The organism is Luteimonas terrae, assembly GCF_031457535.1.
GTDB lineage: Bacteria > Pseudomonadota > Gammaproteobacteria > Xanthomonadales > Xanthomonadaceae > Luteimonas > Luteimonas terrae_A.
In genome coordinates, this window is record NZ_JAVDWO010000001.1 from 425700 (window position 1) to 444639 (window position 18940).

14 protein-coding genes and 1 riboswitch are annotated in these 18940 nt (G+C 66.6%); of the genes, 8 read left to right on the plus strand and 6 right to left on the minus strand.

From position 1 onward, the window contains the following. Positions 1–56: 56 nt before the first annotated feature. The 4 genes from metK to J2W68_RS01760 all read left to right on the plus strand — a co-directional run bounded on the left by metK (position 57) and on the right by J2W68_RS01760 (position 4762). The gene (gene metK / locus J2W68_RS01745) at positions 57–1268 is read left to right on the plus strand and encodes a methionine adenosyltransferase (RefSeq protein WP_310232110.1); all 1212 of its coding nucleotides are present in this window, start codon (positions 57–59) and stop codon (positions 1266–1268) included. 176 nt (positions 1269–1444) lie between these two features. Then, the gene (locus J2W68_RS01750) at positions 1445–2857 is read left to right on the plus strand and encodes a circularly permuted type 2 ATP-grasp protein (protein WP_310232112.1); all 1413 of its coding nucleotides are present in this window, start codon (positions 1445–1447) and stop codon (positions 2855–2857) included. A gap of 107 nt (positions 2858–2964) precedes the next feature. After that, entirely contained in the window at positions 2965–3972 is a 1008-nt protein-coding gene (locus J2W68_RS01755; protein ID WP_310232115.1) for an alpha-E domain-containing protein, read from the plus strand. 58 nt (positions 3973–4030) lie between these two features. Then, entirely contained in the window at positions 4031–4762 is a 732-nt protein-coding gene (locus tag J2W68_RS01760) for a peptidase (protein ID WP_310232117.1), read from the plus strand. Between the two features lie 302 nt (positions 4763–5064). Here J2W68_RS01760 and J2W68_RS01765 read toward each other — a convergent pair whose 3' ends face one another. Continuing rightward, on the minus strand, positions 5065–7572 hold the full coding sequence (locus J2W68_RS01765) for a S9 family peptidase (protein WP_310232119.1): 2508 nt from the start codon (positions 7570–7572) through the stop codon (positions 5065–5067). Between the two features lie 368 nt (positions 7573–7940). Next, positions 7941–8014: riboswitch (S-adenosyl-L-homocysteine riboswitch) on the plus strand. A gap of 35 nt (positions 8015–8049) precedes the next feature. Here J2W68_RS01765 and ahcY point away from each other — a divergent pair. Beyond that, positions 8050–9498: an adenosylhomocysteinase gene (gene ahcY, locus J2W68_RS01770; protein ID WP_310232121.1), complete on the plus strand. Its 1449-nt coding sequence runs from the start codon at positions 8050–8052 to the stop codon at positions 9496–9498. A gap of 63 nt (positions 9499–9561) precedes the next feature. On the opposite strand, the gene J2W68_RS01775 is transcribed toward ahcY, so the two are convergent. Beyond that, positions 9562–9822: a hypothetical protein gene (locus J2W68_RS01775; protein WP_310232123.1), complete on the minus strand. Its 261-nt coding sequence runs from the start codon at positions 9820–9822 to the stop codon at positions 9562–9564. Further along, positions 9819–11258 (minus strand): amidohydrolase family protein, encoded by a 1440-nt coding sequence (locus J2W68_RS01780; RefSeq protein ID WP_310232126.1) that lies wholly within the window; start codon positions 11256–11258, stop codon positions 9819–9821. The genes J2W68_RS01775 and J2W68_RS01780 overlap by 4 nt, the downstream gene beginning before the upstream one ends. Positions 11259–11400: 142 nt before the next feature. On the opposite strand from J2W68_RS01780, the gene J2W68_RS01785 reads away from it, so the two are divergent. Continuing rightward, a complete protein-coding gene (locus J2W68_RS01785; RefSeq protein WP_310232128.1) occupies positions 11401–11898 on the plus strand; it encodes an RNA polymerase sigma factor in 498 nt (165 codons plus the stop codon). After that, a complete protein-coding gene (locus J2W68_RS01790) occupies positions 11895–12455 on the plus strand; it encodes a hypothetical protein (RefSeq protein ID WP_310232130.1) in 561 nt (186 codons plus the stop codon). Before J2W68_RS01785 ends, J2W68_RS01790 begins: the two co-directional genes overlap by 4 nt. A gap of 234 nt (positions 12456–12689) precedes the next feature. Here the strand turns inward: J2W68_RS01790 and J2W68_RS01795 are convergent, their stop codons facing one another. Both J2W68_RS01795 and J2W68_RS01800 read right to left on the minus strand, forming a co-directional pair. Then, complete coding sequence (locus J2W68_RS01795) at positions 12690–14003, minus strand: hypothetical protein (protein ID WP_310232132.1); 1314 nt, start codon at positions 14001–14003, stop codon at positions 12690–12692. Positions 14004–14068: 65 nt separating this feature from the next. Next, on the minus strand, positions 14069–16921 hold the full coding sequence (locus tag J2W68_RS01800; RefSeq protein WP_310232134.1) for a TonB-dependent receptor: 2853 nt from the start codon (positions 16919–16921) through the stop codon (positions 14069–14071). Between the two features lie 133 nt (positions 16922–17054). On the opposite strand from J2W68_RS01800, the gene agaR reads away from it, so the two are divergent. After that, complete coding sequence (agaR, locus tag J2W68_RS01805; protein ID WP_310232136.1) at positions 17055–17837, plus strand: transcriptional repressor AgaR; 783 nt, start codon at positions 17055–17057, stop codon at positions 17835–17837. Positions 17838–17842: 5 nt separating this feature from the next. On the opposite strand, the gene J2W68_RS01810 is transcribed toward agaR, so the two are convergent. Further along, positions 17843–18886 carry an amidohydrolase family protein gene (locus J2W68_RS01810; protein ID WP_310232137.1) on the minus strand — a complete coding sequence of 348 codons (1044 nt, stop codon included), beginning with the start codon at positions 18884–18886 and terminating at the stop codon, positions 17843–17845. Positions 18887–18940 lie beyond the last annotated feature (54 nt).

The window sequence follows — 18940 nt, forward strand, 5'->3', positions numbered from 1 at the left end:
CCGGCGCTGTATCATTTCGGCCCATCTTTTCATCCGAATATAGGGATATAGCCCCGATGTCCAGCTATCTCTTCACCTCCGAGTCGGTCTCCGAAGGCCACCCGGACAAGATCGCCGACCAGATTTCCGATGCCGTCCTCGACGCGATCCTCGCGCAGGACAAGCGTGCGCGCGTGGCCTGCGAGACGATGGTCAAGACCGGTGTGGCGATCGTCGCCGGTGAAGTGACCACCAGCGCCTGGATCGATCTCGAAGCGCTGACCCGCAAGGTAATCCTCGACATCGGCTACAACAGCTCCGACGTCGGTTTCGATGGCGAGACCTGTGGCGTGCTGAACCTGATCGGCAAGCAGTCGCCCGACATCAACCAGGGCGTGGACCGCAAGAACCCCGAGCAGCAGGGCGCCGGCGACCAAGGCCTGATGTTCGGCTATGCGACCAACGAGACCGACAGCTTCATGCCGGCCGCGATCCACCTGTCGCACCGTCTGGTCGAGCGCCAGGCGCAGGTGCGCAAGAAGAAGAATTCGAACCTGTCGTGGCTGCGGCCCGACGCGAAGTCGCAGGTCACGCTGCGCTATGAAGACGGCAAGGCGACCGCGATCGACGCAGTGGTGCTGTCGACCCAGCACGATCCGGGCATCAAGCAGAAGGATCTGATCGAGGCCGTCCGCGAAGAGATCATCAAGCCGGTACTGCCGGCCAAGTGGCTGCACAAGGGCACCAAGTTCCACATCAATCCCACCGGCAAGTTCATCATCGGCGGCCCCGTGGGCGACTGCGGCCTGACCGGCCGCAAGATCATCGTCGATACCTACGGCGGCTGGGCGCGCCACGGTGGCGGTGCGTTCTCGGGCAAGGATCCGTCGAAGGTCGACCGCTCGGCGGCGTATGCCGCGCGTTATGTCGCCAAGAACGTCGTCGCCGCCGGCCTGGCCGACCGTTGCGAAGTGCAGGTCTCGTACGCCATCGGTGTCGCCGAGCCGACCTCGATCTCGGTGACCACGTTCGGCACCGGCAAGATTCCGGACGAGAAGATCGAAAAGCTGATCCGCAAGCATTTCGACCTGCGTCCGTACGGCATCATCCAGATGCTGGATCTGATCCACCCGATGTATCAGCAGACGGCGGCCTACGGCCACTTCGGCCGCAAGCCGAAGGACTTCAGCTACACCGACGCTACCGGCAAGTCGCAGAGTGCGACGTCGTTCTCGTGGGAGAAGACCGATCGCGCGGATGCACTGCGTACGGACGCCACGCTGAAGTAAGAATCCCATCGCGGCACCTGCCGCGACTGCGACACATCCGGAACGGGCCGCACATGCGGCCCGTTTTTCGTTGGGCGCGCCGGCGCCATCACCCGTTGTGCATCGCGGAGTTCGCATGCTATCTGTGCAGTGCAGCACAGATCCGCCCGCGCACTGCCCACGGAGCCTGTCACCCGATGCCGCCCAGCTATGACGAGATGCACGATGCCGACGGGCATGTTCGCCCGCACTATCGCGGCTTCGACGACTGGCTCAAAGCCACCTCCGACGAGCAGGTCGCGCACAAGCGGCGCGAAGCGGAGATCTCCTTCCACCGCGTCGGCATCACGTTTTCGGTCTATGGCGAGGAATCCGGCAATGAGCGCCTGATCCCGTTCGACATCGTGCCGCGAGTGCTGCCGGCCCGCGAATGGAAGATGCTCGAAGCCGGGCTGCGTCAGCGCGTGCATGCGCTGAACCTGTTCCTCGGCGACATCTACGGCGACCAGCGCATCCTGCGCGACGGCCGCATCCCGACCGAACTGGTGCTCGACAACAGCGAGTACCGCAAAGAGATGCAGGGCCTCAAGGTCGCCTGCAATACCTACTCCCATGTCTCGGGCATCGACCTGGTGCGCGCCGGCGACGGCGAGTACTACGTGCTCGAGGACAACCTGCGCGTGGCGTCCGGCGTGTCCTACATGCTGGAAAACCGCCGGATGATGGCGCGGCTGACGCCCGAGCTGTTCGCGCGCCAGCAGATCGCGCCGGTCGAGCGCTATCCCGATGCCCTGTTCGACATCCTGCGCGAGTGCGCACCGGCCAACGTCGACAACCCGGTGGTCGCGGTGCTGACCCCGGGCGCCGCGAACTCGGCGTATTTTGAACATGCGTTCCTGGCCCAGCAGATGGGTGTGGAACTGGTCGAGGGCGCGGATCTGTTCGTGCAGAACGACATGGTCTACGCCCAGACCACACGCGGTGCGCAGCGTGTCCACGTGATCTACCGCCGTATCAATGATGACTTCCTCGACCCGACGGTGTTCCGCCCCGAGTCGCATCTCGGCGTGCCGGGCCTGTTCGGCGCCTATCGCGCGGGCAATGTGACGCTGGCGAACGCGCCGGGCACCGGTGTCGGCGACGACAAGTCGGTGTATCCCTACGTGCCCGAAATGATCCGCTACTATCTCAGTGAAGAGCCGATCCTGCACAACGTGCCCACCTGGCAGCTGCGCAACAAGGACGACCTCAAGTACACGCTCGAGCATCTGCCCGAACTGGTGGTCAAGGAAGTCCATGGTGCCGGCGGCTACGGCATGCTCGTGGGCCCCGCGTCAACGAAGGCCGAGATCGAAGAGTTCCGCGCGCGCATCCTCGCCGATCCGAGCAACTACATCGCCCAGCCGACGCTGTCGCTGTCGACCTGCCCGACCTATGTCGAGAGTGGTCTCGCGCCCCGCCATATCGATCTGCGTCCCTACATCCTCACTGGACGCCGTATCCACGTGATTCCCGGCGGCCTCACGCGCGTGGCCCTGCGTGAGGGCTCGCTGGTCGTGAACTCGTCGCAGGGCGGCGGCACCAAGGACACCTGGGTGATGGAGGCATGAGGCGCGTGATGCCGCTCTCCTGCAGCCGTCGCGCGCCGAACGCCCGGGATCGCGTTCCCTTGTCCATCGGCGCACCGCGCGCCGGCTATTCGAACAGGCGCTGACCCATGCTTTGCCGCACCGCGAACGATCTCTACTGGGTGGCCCGCAACATGGAGCGCGCCGAGAACACCGCGCGTCTGCTCGACATGGCGCAGCGCATCGCGTTGCTGCCCGAGCGGCTTGACCGCGGCAAGGCCCAAGCCGCGCCCTGGCGTCGCGCGCTCGACTCGCTGGGTTCGGCGCAGGAATTCGAGCAGGCCCATGGCCGCATTGATGCCGAGAGCGTGGTCCAGCATCTGCTGCTCTCGCCGACCAATCCCGGCTCGATCTACAGCTGCCTGCGCGCCGCGCGCGAGAACGCCCGCGCGCAGCGCGTCGCGATCACCGCGGAGATGTACGAAGACCTCAACAGCTCGTGGCTGGAAATCCGCCGCTTCGACAGCGCGCGCCTGCGCCAGGACGGGCTGAGCAGTGCGCTGGAATGGGTGAAGACCCGCTCCGCCGCGTTCCGCGGCATCACCATCGGCACGCTCGGCCGCGGTGAGGGCTACCAGTTCCTGCAGATGGGCGCCTTCATCGAACGCGCGGACTGGTCGATCCGGCTGCTCGACATGATCAGCAGCGACGAAACGCTGCCGGAAACCGGCGAAGCGCGCGACGCCACCCAGTATTTCCAGTGGAGCGCGCTGCTGCAGGCGCTGTCGGCGTTCGAAACCTACCGCCGCCTGTACCGAGAATCGGTCAGTCCGGCCGGTGTCGCGGCACTGATGCTGCTCAACGACGACAACCCGCGCTCACTGCAGACCTGCGTCGGCGCGATCCACCAGATTCTGCAGCAACTGTCGGGCGGCGAGTCGCTCGAGGTGGCCCGGCTGGCCGGCGCACTGGCCGCGCAGGCGCGCTATGCGCATATCGACGAGATCATCGCGGGCGGGCTGGAGCCGTGGCTGCAGGACACCATGGCGCGGCTGTCCAAGCTCGGCAGCGAGATCCACCGGCAGTTCATGACCACCGGCGCGGCGCCCGTCGCACCACCGGTCATGCGGCAGTCGCAATGGCAGCGCACGTCCTGAGCTGTCACTACCCGTCGCCGCGGGGCACAATGGCGATTGCGCTGTACCGCGATACGACATGACCTACTGCATCGGACTGAACCTCGACGAGGGCCTGGTACTGGCCTCCGACTCGCGTACCAACGCCGGCGTGGACCACATCCGCCGGGCCGGCAAGATGCGGATCTTCGCCCAGGACGGCGAACGTGTCGTGGTGACGCTGTCGTCGGGCAATCTGTCGCTGACGCAGAACGTGCTCAACCTGCTCGAGCATCGCGCGCGCCATGAGCCCGAACGTGTCGGCATACTCAATGCGCAATCGATGTTCCAGGTGGCGCAGGTGGTCGGCGATGCGATGCGCGAGATCCGCGGCCGTGATGAAGCCTATCTGCGCGACGGCGGCATCGATCCGAGTGGTTCCTTCATCGTCGGCGGCCAGATCCGCGGCGAGGCGCCCCGCCTGTTCCTGGTGTACTCGGAAGGCAACTTCATCGAGAGCGCCGGCGAGACACCGTTCTTCCAGACCGGCGAAATCAAGTTCGGCAAGCCGATCCTCGACCGGGTGATCAACAAGCACACGGATCTGGTCACCGCGACCAAATGCGCGCTGGTGTCGTTCGATTCGACGATCCGCTCCAACCTGTCCGTCGGCCCGCCGATCGATCTGCTGGTCTACAAGCGCGACAGCCTCAAAATCGAGATCCAGCAGCGCTTTGAAGAGGGCGACGCCTACCTGCAGTCGATCCGCGACCACTGGAACGACAGCATGCGTCACGCGGTGGCGGATCTGCCGTTGCCGGAGTGGGCGTAAGCGGATCCTGTCCACCCGCTTTGATACCCGTTGTGTTTCCGGCTGAGCCGCACTCCAGGTCACGCCATCCGTGTGTTTCCCAAACTCTTCCGGACGACGCGCGCGGGTTAGAGAGTGTCGAAAGGGCATGCGTGCGGTCGGCCGCCTCTATGCAGTGCCCCTGACCCTCACCCGACGCGCTGTGCGCGTCGACCTCTCCCGGAGGGAGAGGTGTTCACTTCAAGCGCCTTGAAGCCTCGCGCGAGGCGAGGTCAAGTTCTGCTCCAAAAAGCGGTTAGGCGTGAGACGCAACGTTTCGACGCTCAGCGCGCCGCATCTTCCGCCGGCCGATTCTTCACGTACTGGTCGAGCCAGGCGTTGGTCTCGTAGAGCATGTGCAGGATCGACTCGCGCGCGCGGTAGCCGTGCGATTCCTTGGGCAGCATCACCAGGCGCGCGTTGCCGCCTAGGCCCTTGATCGCGGCGAACATGCGCTCGCTCTGCATCGGGAACGTGCCGGAGTTGTTGTCCTCCTCGCCGTGGATCAGCAGGATCGGATCCTTGATGTCGCCGGCGTAGTTGAACGGCGACATCTGTAGATAGGTCTGCTGGGCTTGCCAGTAGTTGCGCTCCTCGGCCTGGAAGCCGAACGGGGTCAGCGTGCGGTTGTAGGCGCCGCTGCGGGCGATGCCGGCAGCGAACAGGCGCGAATGCGCGAGCAGATTGCCGGTCATGAAGGCACCGTAGGAATGGCCGCCGATCGCGACCCGGCGACGGTCGGCGACACCGCGGCGCACCGCCTCGTCGATCGCCGCCTCGGCGCTGGCCACCAACTGCTCGATGTAGGTGTCGTTCGGTTCCGCATCTCCCTCGCCGATGATCGGCATCGACACATCGGCGAACACCGCGTAGCCCATCGCCAGGAACGCCTGCGGGCCCCAGTAGCCGACCGCATTGAAGCGGTACGGCGAATCGGTGACCTGGCTGGCGGCGTCGGCGGATTTGAACTCGCCCGGATACGCCCACATCAGCATCGGCAGCGGGCCGTCGCGCTTGGCGTCGTAACCGGCGGGCAGGTACAGCGTGCCGGTGAGATCCACGCCGTCCTTGCGCTTGAAGCGCACGAGCTCCTTCTGCACGTCGCGCAACTGCGGCGTCGGGTGCTCGAACGCAGTCAGCGGGACCGGCTCGGCGCCGTCCGCGGCGGCCTGCAGATTGCGGACGACATAGTTCGCCGGCTCGGTCTGGGTCTCGCGCGAGGTCAGCAGGCGCGTCGCGTCGGCATCGAGCACTGCGCTGGGCGATTCGTAGTACGGCGCCTGCGAATGGAACAAGCGCGTGGTGCTGCCGTCGGCGAGGTTCTGGCGGTCGAGGAACGGGCGGTCGCCCTCCTCCGAGGCGCCATCGCCGATGCGGTAGATGCTGTTGCCGTCGGAGGCGATCAGCAGGCGGCTGTTGCCGGTCGCGTCGGGCATTGTCACCGCCATGCCCGGATCGGCGTAGCGGTCCTCGTAGGACCCGTCGCGCACCATGACCGGCTCGCCACCGTCGGGCTGCAGGCGCCACTCGCGGATGCGCCGCGTCTTCCACCAGTACTCGGTCAGCAATGCGAGATCGCCGCTGCCCCACTGCGTGCCGGCGTAGCGCATCGAGAGTTCGGCCAGCACCTGCGGCTGTCCGCGGAACGGCGCCGCCTGCATGTGGACGATGTCGCGCACCGCGACTTCGCGCGCGGGGTCGCCGCCGTCCTGCGCTTCGACCCATGCGAGCGTGGCCGGCGCATCACTGCGCCAGGACACGGACCGCTTGCCGGTGGGCACCGCGTCGTTGCCGACCGGCAGGCCTTCGACCAGCGGCAGTGTCGCGACGGTGTGCTGCACCTGGCCGTCCAGGCCGACGACTTCGATGCGTCGCGGGAAGCGCGTGTAGGGCACGAGATACGAGAACGGACGATCGATCTGCTGGCGCAGGATGTGGCGGCCGTCGGGCGACAGGGTCGCGCTGGTAGTCAGGCCGGGCGCGCCGATCGGCGACACGGTGCCGTCGAGTGCCACGCGCGCGAGCTGGCTGTTCATGTAATGCGCGAACACGCGCGCATCGGCTTCGCTGCGCAGCAGATCCTGATACGTGCGTAGCTGCTGCACCGTGCCGCCGGCGCCGGTTTCCTGCACGTTCGGGCCCGCGGGAATGCCCGCGTCCTCCGGCACGCTGCCCTGCCCTTCGGGGCGCAGGCGCACCAGCAGCCCGGCGCTGTCGGGCATCCACTCGAAGCCGTTGCCGACCACCGCGTTGAGCGGCTGCGCGAGCAGGCGCCGCGCCTGGCGCGTGGCCACATCAATCACCCACAGTTGCACTTCACCGGCGCGCACGTCGACCTGGCTGAAGGCGATGTGGCGCTGGTCCGGCGACCACAGCAGCGAGGCCAGGGACAACGGTTCCGGCAGGCCGGCGATGCGCTGCTCGTCGCCGCCATCGACCGGCTTGAGCCAAACGTCGGTCACGAACGACGCGCGGCTGGTCGAGTACGTCTTCGGATTGATGCGGATGCCGCCGAGCTTGAGCTCGGGCTGCGCCACCTCGGCGATGCTCGGCAGCGCCGGCGTCTGCAGGAACGCGACGAGATCGCGCTGCGGGCTCAGCAGCAACCGCGGCGGACGCGGCGCATCGACAATCGCCTGCAGCGCTTCGGGTGGCAACTGGTAGCCGGTGTCGGCGGGCGCGGCTTCGTTCGCACTCTGGGCAAGCACGGGCGCGCCCCAGGACAGCGTCGCGACGAGCAGGGTGGCGGAGACGACGACGGAGAGGCGGCGGCGGGGACTCGTTGAGGACATCGGCAGGCGATCCGGAAGCACACGGGTCGTCGAGCATAACCGCGCATCCGACGTCCACTGCCGCACACGGACCGGGACTGTCGGGACTTGCGCGTCGCCGCGTCCTGCGCCAGACCCGTGAGGATGCGGACGCCGAAAGAAAAACGGGCCGCATCGCGCGGCCCTCAATCCGGCGCGTCCTGCACCGGCGAATGCGTCATCGATCAATGGCGGTGAGGCCGATCGCGACAAGGGCGGCATGCTGAGGCATGCAGCAGTACTGCGCACTGGGGTTGACCCTAGGGGTCGGGACCGGGGATGAAGCGGGGTTCAGGGTGAATGCGCAGGGCCCACGGCCCCGCCCGGGGCTGGGATAGAATGACCGTCGCCTCGCCGAGGGGCGCTGCGACCGTGCTGCACGGCCAGGCTCGGCGCGGTGTCCTGCGAACGGCGCCCGTACTCGCGAATGCGCACGACGCATTCCATTACGGAGCTGCCATGAACGCACAACTCAAGACCTTCTCGACCGAAGGTGATTACAAGGTCGCCGACATTTCGCTCGCCGACTGGGGCCGCAAGGAACTCGACATCGCCGAGCACGAGATGCCGGGCCTGATGTCGATCCGCAAGAAGCACGCCGCCACCCTGCCGCTCAAGGGCGTGCGCGTGACCGGTTCGCTGCATATGACAATCCAGACCGCGGTGCTGATCGAGACCCTGAAGGACATCGGCGCCGACGTGCGCTGGGCGTCGTGCAACATCTTCTCGACCCAGGACCATGCTGCCGCCGCGATCGCCGCGACCGGCACGCCGGTGTTTGCCTGGAAAGGCGAGACGCTGGAGGAATACTGGGACTGCACGCTCGAAGCGCTGAGCTTCCCCGACGGCAAGGGCGGCCTGATCGGTCCCGAGCTGGTCGTCGACGACGGCGGCGACGTGACCCTGCTGATCCACAAGGGCTACGAGCTCGAAAAGGGCGACGACAGCTGGGTCAACAGCACCGGCGGCAGCCACGAGGAGCAGGTCATCAAGGCGCTGCTCAAGCGTGTGCGCAGCGAGCGTCCGGATTTCTGGACCCGCACTGTCGCCGAGTGGAAGGGCGTTTCTGAAGAAACCACCACCGGCGTGCACCGCCTGTACCAGCTGGCCCAGGCCGGTACGTTGCTGGTGCCCGCGATCAACGTTAACGACTCGGTCACCAAGTCGAAGTTCGACAACCTCTACGGCTGCCGCGAGTCGCTGGCCGACGGCCTCAAGCGCGCGATGGACGTGATGCTGGCCGGCAAGGTTGCCGTGGTATGCGGCTACGGCGACGTGGGCAAGGGCTGCGCGGCGTCGCTGCGTGCCTACGGCGCGCGCGTCGTGGTCACCGAGATCGATCCGATCTGCGCCCTGCAGGCGGCGATGGAAGGCTTCGAGGTCAACACGATCGAAGCCACGCTGGGCCGCGGTGACATCTACGTCACCACGACCGGCAACAAGGACATCATCACCGTCGACCACATGCAGGGCATGAAGGACCAGGCCATCGTCTGCAACATCGGCCACTTCGACAACGAGATCCAGGTCGATGCGCTGAACACGCTGAAGGGCGTGGAGAAGATCAACATCAAGCCGCAGGTCGACAAGTACATCTTCGGCAACGGCAACGCGATCTTCCTGCTGGCCGACGGCCGTCTGGTGAACCTGGGCTGCGCCACCGGCCACCCGAGCTTCGTGATGTCGAACTCGTTCGCCAACCAGACCCTCGCGCAGATCGACCTGTGGGCGAACAAGGACACCTACGAGAACAAGGTGTACCTGCTGCCCAAGCACCTCGACGAGGAGGTCGCGCGCCTGCATCTGGAAAAGATCGGCGTGAAGCTGACCACGTTGACGAAGGAACAGGCCGACTACATCGGCGTGCCGGTCGAGGGCCCGTTCAAGCCGGACCACTACCGCTACTGATCGGTTGATCGATCATCGTGTGCGAAGGAACGGGCGCCGCGAGGCGCCCGTTTTTTATTGCCGTCAGCGGGCGAAACGCGCCCGCAGCGCCTGCCACAGCCGCTGCCGCGCCTCGAATACGCGCAGACCCAGCAGGAACGCGCTCAGCCACACCAGCCCTTCGGTCGCAACCGCGGCCACGGTCACCAGCACGATCCGCGTCGTCCGGTCGACGCCGAGCGCGATCCCGACCGCCAGCGCGATCCATGCCAGCAGACAGACCACGCCGCCGAGCGCGATCCAGCGCCAGGGACGCCGCACGCCGCCGCCGCGACGCGCGCTCATTCCTCACCCCGCAGCGCGGTCAGTGCGGCGCGATCGAGATAGCGGCCATCGAGCACCACCGCGCGTGCATCACGCGCATGCGCCAGATCCGCGAGCGGATCGCCATCGAGCACGAGCAGATCCGCTTCGTGCCCGACCAGGACACGACCCAGCCGATCGCCCGCGCCCAGCGCATCGGCCGCGTTCGCCGTCGCGGCGCGCAGGATGCGCGCGTTCGGCACGCCGGCCTCGGCCAGCAGCGCCATCTCGCGGTGCAGGCTGACGCCCGGTGCGATCCAGGGATTGCTCATGTCGGTGCCCAGCGTCATCCGCGCACCCGTCGCGTAGAGGCGCGCGGCCATACGCTGCACCTTCGGCCAAATCGCGCGGGCACGTTCGAAATCCGCGGGTTCCCAGCCGATGGCGAAGGTGAAGAAATCGGTCCAGTTCGCCAGCAGCCGCGGATGCGCATAGCGTTCGGCATCGCGACGGTACGGGCTGTCGTCCCGGTCCTGGACGAAGGCCGCATGGAAGGCGACGAGGGTGGCATCGAACACCGGACGGTACTGGTCGAACGCCGCGACGAGGCGATCCGCCTCCGCGCCATCGGGATCGAAATGCTCCCACCACTCGAAGAACGCGAACGTCGCCGGGCGACGCGACGCGACATACCCCTCCGCGTCGGCGGGCGCCAGCAGATCCGGGCTCACCGGCATCAGATGCACGAGTCCATCCAGCCCCATCGGCAGCGCATCGGTCCATGCGATCTCTTCGAGGTGCGCGACGGCCGGGCGGCCTTGCGCATGCGCGGCCTCGACTCCTGCCTGCAGCAGTTCCGGCGACAGGCCGGTATAGAGCTTGATCCAGTCGGCGCCGGCGTCGACCTGTTCGGCCACGACGCGACGCACATCGTCAGTCGTGGTCACGCCGGTCGCGAGCCCGGGCAGGCCGGCGTCATTGAGCACGTGCCCGGCATCGAAACTTTCCGGGCCGGTCAGCGTGGCGTCGGCGAGGCGCGCCTTGTAACGTGCCGCGGCGGCGAGATCACCGGCCGGGTTGCGGATCGTGGTCACCCCGAAGCCGACCAGGCGCGCAGCGTTGTGTTCGGCGATGGCGTCGTCAGGCAGCGCTTCCATGACGATCGCGTCGCCCTCCTGCCGCACCACCATCGGCCCCAACGACAGATGCGCATGCATATCGATCAGGCCGGGCATCAAATAGCGATCCGCCAGTGACACGACGATGGCATCGCGCTGGCAGGCGCGGCTGCCGGGGCGGGTGACGCGGGCGATCCGGCCGCCTTCGATGCGCACGCAGCGCGGCGCGCTGCTGCGGCTGCGCTCGACATCGATGATGCGGACGCCATCGAGCGCCAGCGCCGTTGGCGAAGCCTGCGCGGGCAGCAACGGCGCACAGGTCAGCAGACCGGCGATGGACCATGGGATGAGAGAATGCATCGGCAACTCCAGGGTGGGTGTACCCGGATCAGTCGCCGGCAGCGGCGCATTTCTTACGTCGCCGATGCAACAAGATGTCCGTGTAAGAAATCCACGCCTCGCGACGACTGCTCTGTGGACACCGCCCGATTTGTCCGATGCCATGCCCCCTTCGTGGTCCCAGGTCCAAGCGCTCCACCCGCAACTCTGGCGCGCGGTCTGCGGCTATGAACTCAACCCAGCGCTGCGCGACGAACTGATGCAGGACGTGCTGCTGGCGGTCTGGCAGGCGCTGCCGACGTTGCGCGCGCACGATCGCCTCCTGCCCTTCGCGCTACGGGTCGCGCACAACCTCGGCGCGAGCCATGTGCGCTCGGCCATCCGCACGCCGGCGCCGCTGCCGCTTGACCCCGATACCCACGATGTGCCGGACCCGAACTCCGTCGCCGATGCCGAGCGCGCACGCAGCGAGTGGCTGTTCGAAGCCCTGGCCACCCTCCCCCTGACGCTGCGCCAGCCGCTGATGCTGCAACTCGAAGGCTTCGACTACGGCGAGATCGCCGAGCTTCTCGGCATCTCGATGGAGAACGTCGGCGTACGCCTGCACCGCGCCCGCCACCAGCTCAAAACCCTGCAAGCCCGCGAGGAGACCACGCCGTGAATGATTTCGATGACCTGCTGCGGCACGCATGGCAGGCGGCGCAGCCGTCGACGGACAGCGCAGCGCTGATCCGGCGCGTGCGCCGCCATCGGCTGCGGCTAAAACTGCGGCGGGCGCTCGAGATCGCAATCACGCTGGGCGCGGTCGCGATGTTGCTCCGGCCGCTGGCCGGCGCCGCCGTCACCCCGGCGTACTGGCTGGTCATGCCGTTCTTCGTGGTCTACATGCCGGCGGCGTGGTGGCTGCTGTTGCGCGCGTCGCGTGCACCGGTCGAGGCCGCAGCGCTCGACGTGTCCAGCTATGCACGCGTGCGCCTGACCCAGCTCCGTACCGGGCTGCGGGAACTGCGGATCACGCGCGTCGCCGTTCTGACACTGCTCGGATATGCAGGGGCAGTGGTCGTCGGCGCATTTCTCCTCGGAGACGCGCCCTGGCGCGAGGCCGCCAGCCAGTTGCTGCTCGCCGCCGCCGCGTGGAGTGCGGCCCTCCTGTGGTTCTGCGCCCGGCGGCGCCGACACGCGCTGCGGGAATACCGCGCGATGCGCCGCCTGACTTGAGGCGCCACCTGATCCTCCGCCTCGCACTTTCAGGCGCTGGTGGCAATGCTGTGCTCCCGGACATCGAACGTGGGCGCTTCGATCCTGCATTGGGCCATGAGGAACAAGCCGGCGTCAGCGGGCTGGGGGCGTGATGTATGCGTGCCCGCATGGAGGCGCAAACGAGCCAGCTATTCCGCCATCAGTCTGTTGCGCGCTACGGCGGTCGCTACAAATCAGGCCGGTCGGATGCGCTTACGGCAAGGACGCATTGAACTGGATGCGCTGACCCGGCACGAGGCGATCGCTTTCGATCCCGACCTCCAGCGTCGCCCGCGCATGCGGGCCGATGCAGGCCGCGGCGGTCCGTTCCGCACCGGGCAGCAACCCCTTCAACGACGTCCCCAGGCGATGGCCATCCGCCGCCGGCCACGCGTCGTGGTAGATCGGCGCCACACCTTCGTTGCGCACCGTCATCCGCACGCACTCGCCATTGCTGGACAAGGTCGTGACGCGGAACGCGTAGCCGGTTGCCATCGCCGCCTCGCGGATCCGTGCGCGCGACTGATACCCGGGCTGATCGTTCCCGATCATGTAGCTGATGTGGTACTGCGCCGCGAAGGATTCGAAGCTCCGTCCCCAGGGACCGTCCGGATCCAGCACGTGCGCCTGGTCGTAATCGCTGTAGTAGTTGAATTCGCCGCCCGCGGGGCTGTCGTGGTAGCGCGTGCTGCCGAAGAACAGCCAGGAGGCGCGGTTGTATTCCTGGTTGTCCTCGGAATGCGTCTCGTGCATGAAGGAATCGTCGAACAGCCCGAAGCGCAGCTGCCGCAACGCAGGCACCGCGGAGAACGGCGAGTACGTCGCGCTGGCGGCGTCGATCGACAGCGACCAGGGCGTCTGATCGAAGGCATCGCCAAGGTGCATCAGGAACTGCTGCTGGAAGGTCTTCGATGGGAACGTCCTGCCCAGGGTCAGCGGCCCGTCCCAGAGGTGGTACTCGGCATAGGAGCCGAACCCGACCTGCAGGAATGCGATCCGGGGATCGAGGTCGTAGCGCTGTGCGAACCGGGTGTAGAACTCGAGAATGAAAGTCCGCAGCGTGGCGGACCGCCAGTCCGGCACGAAGGTCTGCTGGCCTTCGACCTGACGGTAGCTCAGCACGTGGTCGGGCGCGCTGGCGACGTGGGCGGGAATCGACACCACCGTGTCGCCGGGGTAGGTGTCGTGGAAGCGCAGGATCATCTGGTGGCCGCGCGCGGCCGCCGACGCCAGCCTGGCATCGACCAGCGACCAGTCATAGACGCCCGGCCCGGTCGCGACATCGCTGTATTTGAAGTAGGCGAATTCCAGCTGCACATCGTCGCCGATTGCGGCGAGGTCGCTGGTGTTGTCGTTCCACAGCACGATTCCGGTCATCGGCTGCACCCGGTCGATGCTGGCCTGCAGTGGAACCGGTATGTAGGCCGCGGCGCGCGGCCGCGGCGTGTCGTCGGCGAGTGCTGCGCCCGCCAGGGCCAGCAGTGCGAATGCGGTGAAGCGGTGCAGCAGGGGGCGGCGCGTGGTCATGGCATCTCTCCTGTGGTCGATCTGGAACCGCAGCCGCGCCGGCGCCCGACGCGGCCCGGCGTGTCTCAGAAGCGGTAGCTCAACCCCAGCGTCACCGAGCGCCCGTAGCGGTAATACCCCTGCGCGAGCAACGGATTGCCGTTGATGCTGTACGTGTTCTCGTCGTCGAGCAGGTTGCTGCCTTCGAGCGAAATGCTGAAGCGGTCGTTGACCGCATACGAGGCGTGCGCCGTCAGCCAGGTGATCGGATCGGCCTCTTCGTTGTAGCCCTCGCCCAGCACGTTGATCGCGGTGACGAAACCGTCGGTATGGTCGGCGGTCGCGCCGAGCGACCACGCGCCCTTCTCGTACATCAGACCCAGCGAGTACACCGACGGCGCGATGCCTTCGAGCGGACGTTCGAGATCGCCGACGAAGCTCTTCGACCAGTTACGGGTGTACTGCGCGCGCAGACCGAAGCCGTTGTCCCAGAAGTGCTGCAGGCCTGCCTCGATACCGCGGACGGTGGCGTAATCGCCGTTGATCGGGCGCATCACGTTGAACAGCGTCGGCCCGGTGGTGATCGGCGTGCCGTCGAGCCCGAGAATCGGGCCGACGCCGATGTCCTGCCCCGGCTCCCAACTGGTGGTGATCTGGTTCTCGATGCGCTTGTAGAACACCGCGACGTTAGCGATCGACCTGTCGGCGAAATACCACTCCAGTGACACATCGCCCTGCCGTGCGCTGTAGGGCTGCAGGTCGACGTTGCCGCCGTAGATCTGGGTGAACTCGCCCCAGGACACGCTTTCGGTGGTGTTGGTCGGTGCCAGCTGGTCGACCGGCGGGCGCGCCATCGTCTTGGCCGCGCCCAGACGCAACTGCAGGTCGTCGGTGAAGCGCCAGAGGAAGTTGCCCGACGGCAGTACGAACGTGTAATCACCGTCCTGCCGAATCACGGTGGGATCGGCGTACTGGGCGGTGAAGTTGAACGCGCCGTATTCGGTGATGCTGAGGATCTGCGCGTCCCAGGCCTCGGACTGGGTCTTCGTCTTGACCAGACGCACGCCGAGATCCGCACTCCACCGCTCGCCGCTCATGTCGGCCTGCACGAACACGGCGTCGGTCTTCTCGCTGACGCGATAGCTCTCCAGCGGATTCCAGCGCGGCGCGGCATTGGCAAAGTCGTAGGCGCTGCCGTCCGGCCGCAGCGTGCCGTCATACGCGCGCAGCTGGGCCAGGTAATTCGGCACGTCGAACGCGAGGAAGGTCCGCGGGAACGTGCTGTGCACGCCCTGCATGAAGTTGGGCAGGCTGAACGTGTGCGACAGCACGTTGCCACCGAGCGCATCGACATTGATCGCATTGACCGACGAGTAGTAGTCCGCGCCGCCATTGAGCGTGTTGTTGATCAGGTCGCGTTGCTTGCTGCGGTCGGTCCGTGCAACGCCGAAATGCAGGGTGTCGAGCACGCCACTGCCGACATGGAACTTGCCCGCCAGCGTGCCGCCGGTGATCTCGTCCCGGACATCGTCGCCGCGCAACTCCAGGTAATGCGTGTCGAAGTCCGATGCGCCGAATGCGTTGTTGGCCAGACCATCGACCAGATTGCGGCCGTCATCGAAGACGGCATCGACGTTCGGCATGCCGCCGTCGAGCCAGATGTGCGCGACGTTCGGCTGGTTCATGCGCAGCACCGCGTAGGTGTCCTGGCCGCCCGAAAAGCGCTTGGATGTCGACCGGTACACATCGCCGCTCACGCTCAGGCGGTCGTTGACGTCCCATTGCGCGTTCAGGCCGTACAGGTCGGTATCGACGACACGGTGTTCGGTCTGGTTGAGCAGTTCCGGGTTGAGGCGCTGCTCGGGATCGGGATTGTCCATCGTGAAGTCGGTGACGATGCCGTTCTGCACGGTGATATCCGACCAACGTCCCGGCGCGAACAGCGGATAGAACGATTGCTGGTAGCCGACCTGCGGCGAATCCAGTCGCGTCTGCAGGCCGTCGAGCACGATGCGGACGTTGTCCGTCGGTCGCCATTCGAACTTGGCGGAATAGGCGCGCCGCTTCTTCTCTTCGAGGATCGACCCGACACGGAACTGACCGGGTGCGATCAGGCCGTACTCGTCGGGATCGAGCTCGCCGTTGCCGTTGGGATCGATGTTGCCGCCCCAGGCATTGCCGGACCAGTCGGTTCCCGGCACCGGGTTGCGGGTCCAGCCGCCATCGTTGCCGGCGATGTCGGTCCGGTCCTTGCGCTTGCCGTCCACGACGCCCAGCAGCACGCCGAAAGTGTCGTTGGCGAACGTGTTGCTGTAGACGACCGAGAACTTGCGCCCGTTCTCCTCGGACATCTGGTTGTGGTCGCCTTCCACGCGCACGACGCCGTGCTGGCCCCTCTGGTCGAACGGACTAGCCGAGCGCAGGTTGATCAGACCGCCAATCGCACCTTCGGTCAGCGACGACTGCGCGCCCTTGATCACGTCCGCGCCGCTGATCACGTCGGCCGGCAACACGTCGTAGGCGAAATCGCGCCCGGCGCCGTCGGTGGCCAGGATGCGGCCGTTGAACGTGGTCAGCGTGTACTCCGGCCCGAGGCCACGCACGCTGACCGACTGCCCTTCCCCGCCCGCGGTACGGCTGATCGACACGCCGGTGATGTGACTCAGCGAATCAGCGACGTTGTCGTCGGGAAACTTGCCGAGTTCCAGCGCACTGATCGAGTCCTGTACCGTCGCCGCATCCCGCTTGAGCTCGACCGCCCGCGCCAGGCTGCCGCGCACGCCGGTTACCACGACGGTATCCAGGGATTCGATATCCGCTTCGCTGGGCTGTCGAGGGTCGTCTGCGGACGACTGCTGTGCGAGGGCGGCGCCAGGCACCATCAGCGCGAGGACGATGCTGCAGAAAAGCGGGCTGCGGGACGGGCGAGCAATCTTCACAAGGGAATCCTCGATGCGGGTGGCGGTGGGGGCAACCTACAAAACGAAACCGAGCCTAGCTCATGCTTCGTTTAGCATCAATACCGAAATGTAACGAAATTGCGATAGACTCCGGATGCCTCCAGGAGCCGCCATGACCACCCTCACCCGAGATACCAGCCAACGTCGTCTGCAGATCAGTGAACTGGTGCGTCAGCAGGGCAGCGTGCAAGTGGCCCCGCTGGCGGCGCGTTTCGGTGTCAGCGTGCAGACTGTGCGCAAGGATCTGCGCTATCTCGCCGAACGCGGCGTCATGGCGCGTGCGTACGGCGGCGCGATCGACAGCAGCGTCGTCGGCGGCCCGGCCGCCGAGCCGGCCTACGAGGCCAAGCGCACCGCGCATCTCGACGAGAAGCGCCGGATCGGCAAGCTGGCGGCGGGGCTGGTGCATGCAGGCGATACCGTCGCGATCGACTCGGGCACCACCGCGGCGTGCCTCGCCGAAGCGATGCCGAACATCGAGGTGACCGTGGTCACCAACGATTTCGGCGTGCTGACCGCGCTGACGCCCAAGAGCAACATCAACATCGTGATGCTCGGCGGCGAACTGCGGCGCAAGAACATGGCCTTCTACGGCGGGCTGACCGTCGACGCGCTCGCCGCGCTGCACGTGGACGTGGTGTTCCTCGGCGTTGATGGTTTCGATCTTGAGCGCGGCATCACCACCCACCACGAGCCGGAAGCGATGCTCAACCGCAAGATGGTCGAGGCCGCGCGCCGGATCGTCGCGATCACCGACAGCTCGAAGTTCGGCAAGGTCTGCCTGCACCGGATCATTCCCATCTCCGGTCTCGACGTGCTGATCACCGATACCGGCGCGCCCGACGACGTGCGCGAGGCCAGCCGCCAGCTCGGCATCGAACTGCTGCTGGCCTGACCGGTTCAATCCTCGCGCGGCGCGAAGACCCGCGCGGCGTTGCCGTAGTAGATCCTGTCGATGGCCGTGCGCGGCAGTGCCAGGCCGGCAACGTCCGCGCGGATCGTCTCGATGCGCTGCACCTCGCCGGTGGCCAAGAATTTCCAGTCCGACTGCCAGACCGCATGCGCGGCGCGTTTGAACGCCTCGGGATCGCCCGCCGGATCCTGAGTCAGATCCGTGCCATAGAGCAGCCGGTTCTGATAGGTGATGAAGAAATCGCGCACCTTGTCGGGCTCACGCACGGCCTGCGCCTGCACCTGCGCCATGCGCGCGGCCAGATCGACGGTCGCCTCCGGAAAGCGGTCGAGGAACGCCGCCAGCCGGTCGACATCCCACTCCAGACTCGCCATGTGTGCGCCGACGAAGCGCAACCGTGGATGCGCGGCGAGAAAGCCGTCGCGCACGCGCATGTGATCCTCGTAACCGGGCTGATCGGGATGCAGGTACATGTGGTATTCGGGATGGTTGCCGAAGTACTCGCGATCGTTGTCGGTGCTCATCTGCGCCAGCGGCAGCCAGCAGTTGTGCGGTTCGCCCTGATGGCCGATCAGCGGTACACCCAGGGCCTGGATGCGTGCGATCACCGGCTCCAGCCCGGGATGATCCAGCATCACCAGTTGGCCATCGGCATCTTTCTCGACCATGCCGACGTTCTTCCAGATCTTCACCGCGAGCGCGCCGCGCGCCACGTCGGCGGCGAGCAGATCACCGGTCGCCGCAGCCCATCCGGCGCCCTCGAAACCTTGCATCGAAAACGTCGTCGCCCAGTGGAAATGGACCGGATCCGCGGCGGCCTGTTTCAGTGCGATCGCATGCTGCTCGACCACCGGCGGAAACGCCGGATAGTCCACGTTGATCGACAGCAGTTCGAAGCCGTCGGCCCGCGCCTGCTCAAGGAACGCCGGCGAGTCGGCATTCGCGTGCACATGCGCGTCGAACTTGCGCACCGATGCGAAGTCCGCCATGGCATAGGTGTCACTGGCGCGTGCCTCAGGCGCGTTGGCCACCGGCGCGCCTGAGGTGCACGCGGCCAGCAGACAGACTGCAAGCGCGATCGAAAG